This is a genomic window from Streptomyces sp. NPDC002785 (genome assembly GCF_040295565.1).
Lineage (GTDB): Bacteria > Actinomycetota > Actinomycetes > Streptomycetales > Streptomycetaceae > Streptomyces.
In genome coordinates this window covers 1-6,251 of record NZ_JBEOVN010000301.1, presented here as the reverse complement: position 1 = coordinate 6,251, position 6,251 = coordinate 1, and the positions used below count along the sequence as shown (strand labels likewise).

Here is a 6,251-nt window from a genome sequence, read left to right as displayed (position 1 = left end):
CCCTCGGACCAGCCCGTACCGTCGGCAGACGCGGCGAAGGACTTGCACCGACCGTCGGCGGACAGCCCACGCTGACGGCTGAACTCCACGAAGACATCGGGGTTGGGCATCACGGTGACGCCGCCGACCAGCGCCAGCGAGCACTCGCGCGTGCGCAGCGCCTGGGCCGCCCAGTGCAGCGCGACCAGCGACGACGAGCAGGCCGTGTCGATGGTGGCGGCCGGGCCCTCCAGGCCGAAGGTATAGGCGATCCGGCCGGACAGCACGCTGGTGGCCCCGCCGGTCAGCAGCAGGCCCTCCAGCCCTTTCGGAGCGCCCTGGAGGTCGTTCCCGTAGCCCATGGCGGCCGCGCCGACGTAGACGCCGGTCTTGCTGCCGCGCAGCGTCGCCGGGGTGATGCCCGCCCGCTCGAAGACTTCCCAGGACGTCTCCAGCAGCAACCGCTGCTGCGGGTCCATGGCCAGCGCCTCGCGGGGCGAGATACCGAAGAACGCCGGGTCGAAGTCGGCGGCGCCGGCGAGGAATCCGCCGCCGGTGTTGTAGAAGGTGCCCTTGCGGTCGGGGTCGGGGTCGGCCAGCGCCTCGATGTCCCAGCCGCGGTCGGCGGGGAAGCCGGAGATGGCGTCGCCGCCCTGGTCGACGAGGCGCCACAGGTCCTCGGGGGATGTCACGTCCCCGGGGAAGCGGCAGCTCATCGCGACGATCGCGATCGGTTCCTGCGCGTCCGCTTCCACCTCGGTCAGGCGGCGGCGAGCCCGGCGCAGCTCGGTGGTCATCCACTTCAGGTTGTCGAGAAGCTTCTCTTCATTTGCGGTAGCCACTGAAACGTCACCCCCTGGAAAGAGTCGGAATGTGAGCGGTCATCACGTCAGGACCTTCCGAATTCATTGTTGATGATGTCGAAGATGTCTTCGGCCGAGGCCGCATCGATTTCGAGTTCTTCGTCGGGACCGGCTCCGGACGCCGCGCTCTCGGCTTCGTTCCACGTCCTCAGCAGCGCTTCGAGCCGCGCCGTGACGCTCGCCCGTTCCGCGTTGTCGGCGGGGACGTTGCTGAGGGTGAATTCCAGCCTGTCGATTTCTGCGAGTGCCGGAAGTTCCGGAGCGGTGTCCTCGCCCAGGATTTCCGCGCACAATTGGTCGGCGAGCGCGACGGGCGTGGGGTAGTCGAATACCAGGGTGGCGGGAAGCCGCCGACCGGTGGCCGTGTTCAGCCGGTTGCGGAGTTCGACGGCGGTGAGCGAGTCGAAGCCGAGCTCCTTGAATGCCCGGCCCCCCTCGATTTCCGTGATCCCGTCGTGTCCGAGGACGGCCGCGACGTGGGTACGGACCAGGTCGAGCAGTGCCCGGCCGGCCTCGGGGCGGCTGAGCCCGGCCAGCTGTTCGGCCAGCGACTCGGGTGCCTCACCGGGGGTCTCCGCCCGCTCCGCGGTCGGCTCCGCCAGGGCGTCGCGCACCTCGGGCAGGTCGGCGATGAGCGGGCGCGGGCGGGCCGCGGTGAAGGCGGGGACGAAACGCTCCCAGTCGACGTCGGCCACGGTCACCGTGGTCTCGTCGCCGTCCAGCGCCTGCTGGAGAGCGGTGATCGCGGTGCTCGGGGCCATCACCGGCAGGCCGCGGCGGCGCAGTTGTTCGGCCGCCTCGTCGTCGGCGACCAGCCCGCCGTCCGCCCACGGGCCCCATGCCACGGAGGTGGCGGCCAGGCCACGCGCCCGGCGCTGTTCGGCGAGCGCGTCGAGGAAGGCGTTGGCCGCCGCGTAGGCGCCCTGCCCGCCGCTGCCCCAGACTCCGGCGATGGAGGAGAACAGCACGAAGGCGTCCAGCTCGGCGTCGCCGAGCAGTGCGTCCAGGTGGACGGCGCCGGCGACCTTGGCGGCCACCACCTCGGCGATGTCCGCAGGGCCGGTCCGGGCCAGCGGGGCGAACTGCCCGGCGCCCGCCGTGTGCACCACGGCGGTCAGCGGGGTCCGCGTGGGCACGGCGGCCAGCAGTCCGGCCACCGCCTCCCGGTCGGTGACATCACAGGCCGCGACGGTGACCTCGGCGCCTAGCGCGGTGAGTTCGTCGCGCAGTCCGGCGGCGCCCGGGGCGTCCGGGCCGCGGCGGCTGGCCAGCACCAGGTGCTCGGCGCCGTTGCCCGCCAGCCAGCGGGCCACGTGTGCGCCCAGTGCGCCGGTGCCGCCGGTCACCAGGACCGTGCCACGCGGCCGCCAGGGCTCGCCCGCCGTCGCGGCCGGCTCGGCGCGGCCGATGCGGCGGGCCAGGATTCCGGCCGTGCGAAGGGCCACCTGGTCTTCGTGTCCGTCGCCGAGCGACCCGTCGAGCACGGCGGCCAGCCGGTCGGCGGCCCGTTCGTCGAGCGTCCTGGGCAGGTCGACCAGGCCGCCCCAGCGCTCCGGGTGCTCCAGGGAGACGACCCGGCCCAGGCCCCAGATCTGCGCCTGGGCGGGGCTGCTCGTGTGCTCGGACGGGGTGGTGACGACCGCGCCGACGGTGGCACACCACAGGGGCGCGGCCCAGTCGGTGTCGCCGAGCGCCTGCACCAGCATCGAGGTGAGCAGCAGCCCGGCGGGGACCGCGGGGTGTTCGGGGTGCGGTCGCTCGGCCAGTGCGAGGAGCGACAGCACGCCGTGCACGGGCTCGCCGTCGGCGGCCTCCCGCAGCGCGGCGGTCAGTGCCGTCCGGTCCAGGTCGGCCGTGGCCAGCTCCACCGGCCTTACGTGGGCGCCGCGTTCGGTCAGCGCGTCCAGGAGTCGGCGGACGGCCCGGCTCGTGGCGTGTTCGGCGTCCACGGGGACCAGCCAGTTGCCGGTGACGAGCGCGGCGGTGTCCGGCTCGGCCAGCGGCTTCCAGCTCACGCGGTAGCGTCGGCCGTCGAGCACGGACTGCTCGCGCCGGCGTCGGCGCCAGGCGGACAGGGCGGGCAGCAGGGCGCTCAGCGGCTGTTCGGTGTCGATGGCCACGACCTCGGTGAGCGCGGCGAGGTCGTCGGCCTCGACGGCCTCCCAGAACCGGGCGTCGGCCCGGTCCACGGCCGGGGCCGGGGTGCTCGATGCCTGCTGTGCGGAGCCTTCGAGCCAGTAGCGGCGGCGCTGGAAGGCGTACGTCGGCAGCGCCACGTGTGCCGCGCCGGTGCCTGCGTAGACCGCCGCCCAGTCCACGGCCACGCCCCGTACGTGCAGTTGGGCGAGGGCGTCGGCGAGCGTCTCCGGCTCGGGGCGGCCGCCGCGCAGCACGGGGACGAAAACGGCGCCGTCGGCGGTGACGCAGTCCTGGGCCATGGCGGTGAGGACCCCGTCCGGGCCGAGCTCGGCGTAGGTGGTGACGCCCTGGGCCTCCAGGGTGCGCACCGCATCCAGGAATCGGACGGCCTGGCGGGCGTGGCGTACCCAGTAGTCGGCCTGGCTCATCTCGTCGGTGACGGGCTGTCCGGTGACGGTGGAGACGACCGGGATGTGCGGCTCGCCATAGGTCAGGCTCTCGGCAACCTCGCGGAAGTCGCCGAGCATGCGGTCCATGAGCGGGGAGTGGAAGGCGTGGCTGACGGTGAGCCGCTTGGTCTTGCGGCCCCGGCCGCGGAGCGTCTCCGCGGCCTTCAGCGCCGCGCCTTCGTCACCGGCGATCACCACGGACTCCGGTCCGTTGACGGCCGCGACGCTCAGCTCGTGCCCGTGGCCGGCCAGCAGCGTCAGGGCCTCCTCCTCCGAAGCCTGGAGTGCGATCATCGCGCCACCGACGGGCAGCTCCTGCATCAGCCGGCCGCGCGCCGCCACCAGCGTGGCCGCGTGTGCCAGCGAGAGCACGCCGGAGACATGGGCGGCGGCCAGCTCGCCGATGGAGTGACCGGCCAGGAAGTCCGGACGCACCCCGGCGGCCTCGGCCAGCCGGTACAGCGCGACCTCGACAGCGAACAGGGCGGGCTGGGTGAAGCCCGTCCGGTCCAGCTCCGCAGCGTCATCGCCGAACAGCACGTCGTACAGCGGCCGTTCCAAGTGCCGGTCCAGCTCCGCGCTCACCGCGTCCAGCGCCTCGGCGAACACCGGGCTCGACGCGTACAGCTCGCGGCCCATGCCGAGCCGCTGGCTGCCCTGGCCGGTGAACAGGATCGCCGTGCGTCCTTCGGTGGGCGTGCCCTGGACGACGTGCGCCGCGGACTCGCCGCGTGTCAGCGCCTCCAGGCCGGCCAGCAGCCGCTCCCGGTCGGCGCCGGTGACCACCGCGCGGTGCTCCAGCGCGGAGCGGGTCGTGGCCAGCGAGAAGGCCAGGTCCAGCAGCCTCAGCTCTTCGCCGGCGACCACATGGGAGCGCAGCCTCTCGGCCTGCGCCCGCAGCGCGTCGGCGCCCTTGGCGGACAGCGGCCAGGCCAGCACATCCGGCTGTACGACCGGTTGCCGCTCGGCAGCGACCGGGTCCGGCAGGGCTTCGGGGGCCTGCTCCAGCACGGTGTGGGCGTTGGTACCGCTGAAGCCGAAGGAGGAGATGCCCGCGCGTCGCGGGCGGCCGGTCTCCGGCCAGTCGACGGCCTCGGTCAGCAGCTCGACCGCGCCCGCCGACCAGTCCACGTGCGGGGTCGGCGCGTCCACGTGCAGCGACCGGGGCAGCACCCCGTGCCGCATGGCCAGCACCATCTTGATGATGCCCGCGACACCGGCCGCGGCCTGGGTGTGGCCGATGTTCGACTTGATGGCGCCCACCCACAGCGGCCGGTCGGCCGCACGGTCCTGGCCGTAGGTGGCCAGCAGTGCCTGCGCCTCGATCGGGTCACCGAGCCTGGTACCGGTGCCGTGTGCCTCGACCGCGTCCACGTCCGCTGTCGACAGCCCGGCGCCTGCCAGGGCCTGTCGGATGACGCGTTGCTGGGCGGGGCCGTTGGGTGCGGTCAGGCCGTTGCTCGCACCGTCCTGGTTGATGGCCGAGCCGCGGACGATCGCGAGGACCGGGTGGCCGTTGCGCCGCGCGTCGGAGAGCCGCTCCACGAGGAGCATACCGACGCCCTCGCCCCAGCCGGTGCCGTCAGCACCGGCCGCGAACGCCTTGCAGCGTCCATCGGGGGCCAGTCCTCGCTGCCTGCTGAACTCGATGTACGCGCCGGGGCTGGACATCACGGTCACACCGCCGGCCAGCGCGAGCGAGCACTCACCGCTGCGCAGCGCCTGGATCGCCCAGTGCAGCGCCACCAGCGAGGACGAGCAAGCGGTGTCGACGGTGACCGCCGGGCCTTCGAGCCCGAAGGTGTAGGCGAGCCGACCGGAGACCACACTGGCCGCGTTGCCCGTGCCCAGGTAGCCCTCGACGCCCTCGGGGATGTCGCGCAGCGTGGAGTCGTAGTCCTGGCCGTTGGAGCCGACGAAGACACCGGCGGAGGTGCCGCGCAGCGTCTTCGGGTCGATGCCGGCCCGCTCGAACGCCTCCCACGTCGTCTCCAGTAGCAACCGCTGCTGCGGATCCATCGCGAGGGCCTCACGCGGCGAAATACCGAAGAACGCGGCGTCGAACTGGCCCGCGTCGTAGAGGAAGCCGCCCTCGCGTGCGTAGAAGGTGCCCTGCCGGTCCGGATCCGGGTCGTACAGCGCCTCCAGGTCCCAGCCGCGGTCGGCCGGGAAATCCGCGATCGCGTCCCCGTCGGAGGTGAGCAGCGTCCACAGCTCCTCGGGGGTGCGCACACCACCGGGGAAGCGGCAGCTCATCGCGACGATCGCGATCGGGTCGTCGTCGGTCGGCGTGGCCGGGGCCGTGTCCGGGACGGCGGGGACGGTTGCTACGCCCACCAGCTCGTCGCGCAGATAGCCGGCGAGCGAGGCGGCGGTCGGGTAGTCGAAGACCAGGGTCGTGGGCAGCTGTACGCCGCTCGCGGCGCCCAGCCGGTTGCGCAGCTCGACCGCGGTCAGCGAGTCGAAGCCCAGCTCGCGGAACGCCCGGTCGGCGCCGACCGAGCCCGAACCGTCGTGTCCCAGCACGGCGGCCACATGGGTGCGGACCAACTCCAGCAGTGCGCGGTCCTGCTCGGCCGGGGAGAGCCCGGCCAGCCGCTCCACGAGCGAGGAGCCTCCCGTGGCCGCGTCCGGTTCCGCTCCGTCCGAGGGCGTCTGGCTGGCCTCCGGCAGTTCGGAGAGGAGCGGGCTGGGCCGTACGGCGGTGAAGTCGGGCGCGAAGCGGGCCCAGTCGATGTCCGCGACGGCCAGCACCGTGTCATCCAGGTCCAGAGCCTGCTGAAGAGCACCGATCGCCAACCCGGCATCCATCGGCGGCAGA

General features: G+C 73.3%; 2 protein-coding genes. Both read right to left on the bottom strand.

Translation table 11 applies throughout. From position 1 onward, the window contains the following. A partial coding sequence (locus tag ABTZ94_RS35720; RefSeq protein ID WP_351207320.1) for a beta-ketoacyl synthase N-terminal-like domain-containing protein occupies window positions 1-821 on the bottom strand: 821 nt, incomplete at its 3' end. A 47-nt stretch (window positions 822-868) separates the two neighbouring features. Next, window positions 869-6,251, bottom strand: a 5,383-nt coding sequence (locus ABTZ94_RS35715; protein ID WP_502967364.1) for a type I polyketide synthase, incomplete at its 5' end; no start/stop codon positions are given.